Origin of the sequence: Paenisporosarcina sp. TG-14, assembly GCF_000297555.1 — a bacterium.
GTDB lineage: Bacteria > Bacillota > Bacilli > Bacillales_A > Planococcaceae > Paenisporosarcina > Paenisporosarcina antarctica.
Genome location: NZ_AMGD01000078.1, coordinates 1 through 2,104 on the forward strand (window position 1 = coordinate 1; position 2,104 = coordinate 2,104).

Consider the following 2,104-nt stretch of genomic DNA (forward strand, 5'->3'; position numbering starts at 1 on the left):
ATTCTAAGTCTCCGCTATGTTTTAAAGTAGATCTAATACTCTTATCAAAAGAAAATAAGTGGAATTTTTGTTCCTTTTTCCAATTGAGTGAAAAATTAAAATACAAAGGCAGGATTAAGGATAATAGATATATAGTATGTTAAGGTTTGTCTAATAAGAAATGGGGACAAGGAAATAATGACTACATTGCTAAAAGAAATTAACTCTTACAAAGAAGTATTTAAGAAAAAGGCTCCTGAAGAAAAACAGAAGTTAATGACGCAAGCAACAAAAGAGTTAGCAGAGCTTGGTGTTGCTCAGGGACTAAATATAGGAGACAAAGTACCTGACTTTAAACTACCTGATGCAACGGGTAAAGTGGTGTCTATTACTGAAGAACTCGCTAAAGGACCAGTAATTTTGTCATTTTATCGTGGTGGGTGGTGCCCCTATTGCAATCTTGAGTTGAAAGCCTATCAAAGTGAGGTAGATTCAATCAAGGACGCTGGTGCAACGTTAATCGCCATTAGTCCAGAAACACCAGATGCATCATTGTCTACAATAGAAAAACACGATCTTAAATTCATTGTTTTAAGTGATGATCGTAATAAAGTCGCTGAACAATTTGATTTAGTATTCAAAATGCCCGATTATCTAATTGAAATATATAAGAGCTCTGGATTAGACGTTGCCGGAAGAAATGGTAATGATGATTGGGAACTTCCAAAACCTGCAACATTTGTAATCGATCAAACAGGTAAAATCGTATTTGCTGAAGTCGATTCTGACTACACAAACCGCGTAGAGCCATCTAAAGTAATTGACATTGTTAAAAACATTTAATATATCAGACTCATAAGAAGTAATTGTAAAGAACTACATACCATTAGGTGTGTAAAACTGACTTTTACTGCTTTATGTAGTTTTTCAAGTATCCCGTTGCTTTCCGTTCCAGATGGACGCTTTCCGCGGGCACGGCTTCAGCCTCCTCGTCGCGAAAAACACGCTCCTGTGGGGTCTTCAGCTCGCGCTTTTCCCGCTGGAGTCGCCATCTTGCACTCCAAGCAACTAAAATTGCCTGATCCAGTGACATGCTTAAAAGTAGGATTATGCTGCTTTTGAGCGTAATTGTTTTTGTTCGCTTTGTTTATCAGCTGGTTTTAATTTAAAGGGTAAAATAATACGGTTTTTGTAATTCTGGAAATTTCTATATCCATAAGCGACACGATTCAATACGTTGATTTTATTGTTAATCCCTTCAATTCTTCCGTTATTGTAAGGGTAAATAAAACTGTTTTCTATGAACCGAAGATATTTTCTTAACGTTTTTAAGCTTGTTCTCATATAACTTGTAATAAATTAAGGGTGAAACAGATCTAGTTAAACCAGTCTCTAATGCCTTGATATCCTTATCTGACATAGCTTTTAGAAGTTCTTGAAGAGCCTATAATTCGCTTTTAATACTGGTTCATACGCTACCATTTCTTCCTATTATCAGGAGGATCTGTTTTAAGTTTATTCATGATAGTAATACGATATTTATTCATAGAGCGATTCATTAATTGAACTAGATGAAATGGGTCAATGGTAATCTTCGCTTGCGGAAATAACGCTTTGATGACACACATAGCCCGCATTCATATCAATCGCTACCGTTTCTACATTTTGACGGTCAACTAAACTATAACTCGGGATAAAGTGATTCTTACTTGTAAAATTATCACGTCGATCTAGGATATCTAAGACACTATAATTACACGCTTTACATATGAAACGTTGCTTTTTCAAAAGTAAATAGGTTGGATTTAAACCCGTAATCGGTAAGGTAATTCGAGATGATTGAGTACCATTTGTATAAACCGTATAGTCAATTTTTCTGACACTGCCCCCTTCGCAATGTGTAGGGTTGTATGTCAATTTTCCAAGGGCATATTTACATACTTTCCCTTTAAAAGTCCCTTCTTTTATGAAGTTTTCTTGTTTCCTATATTCTCTTAGCTGATTGGAGTGCAGAGCGGCGACTCCGGTGGGATTAGCGTGACAGGTGAGACCCCGCAGGAGCACGGTTTTCGCGACGAGGAGGCTCACCGCACGCCCCACGGAACGCGTCCGCTCGGAACGGAAA

Annotated in this window: 4 protein-coding genes; 1 reads left to right on the forward strand and 3 read right to left on the reverse strand. The window is 37.4% G+C overall.

The features are described from left to right. The first annotated feature begins 177 nt into the window (after positions 1-177). Positions 178-822 carry a peroxiredoxin-like family protein gene (locus tag C406_RS0117405; protein ID WP_017381941.1) on the forward strand — a complete coding sequence of 215 codons (645 nt, stop codon included), beginning with the start codon at positions 178-180 and terminating at the stop codon, positions 820-822. A gap of 264 nt (positions 823-1,086) precedes the next feature. Here the strand turns inward: C406_RS0117405 and C406_RS20345 are convergent, their stop codons facing one another. The 3 genes from C406_RS20345 to C406_RS21455 all read right to left on the reverse strand — a co-directional run bounded on the left by C406_RS20345 (position 1,087) and on the right by C406_RS21455 (position 1,896). Further along, on the reverse strand, positions 1,087-1,323 hold the full coding sequence (locus C406_RS20345) for a transposase (RefSeq protein ID WP_192812629.1): 237 nt from the start codon (positions 1,321-1,323) through the stop codon (positions 1,087-1,089). 131 nt (positions 1,324-1,454) lie between these two features. Then, positions 1,455-1,616 carry a transposase gene (locus C406_RS21450; protein ID WP_081503786.1) on the reverse strand — a complete coding sequence of 54 codons (162 nt, stop codon included), beginning with the start codon at positions 1,614-1,616 and terminating at the stop codon, positions 1,455-1,457. Beyond that, entirely contained in the window at positions 1,561-1,896 is a 336-nt protein-coding gene (locus tag C406_RS21455) for a transposase family protein (protein WP_192812631.1), read from the reverse strand. Before C406_RS21455 ends, C406_RS21450 begins: the two co-directional genes overlap by 56 nt. Positions 1,897-2,104: the final 208 nt, after the last annotated feature.

Coding starts and splice junctions, on each gene's coding strand:
- C406_RS0117405 (WP_017381941.1), top strand. CDS start 178: ATGACTACATTGCTAAAAGAAATTAACTCTTACAAAGAAGTATTTAAG.
- C406_RS20345 (WP_192812629.1), bottom strand. CDS start 1,323: ATGAGAACAAGCTTAAAAACGTTAAGAAAATATCTTCGGTTCATAGAA.
- C406_RS21450 (WP_081503786.1), bottom strand. CDS start 1,616: ATGCGGGCTATGTGTGTCATCAAAGCGTTATTTCCGCAAGCGAAGATT.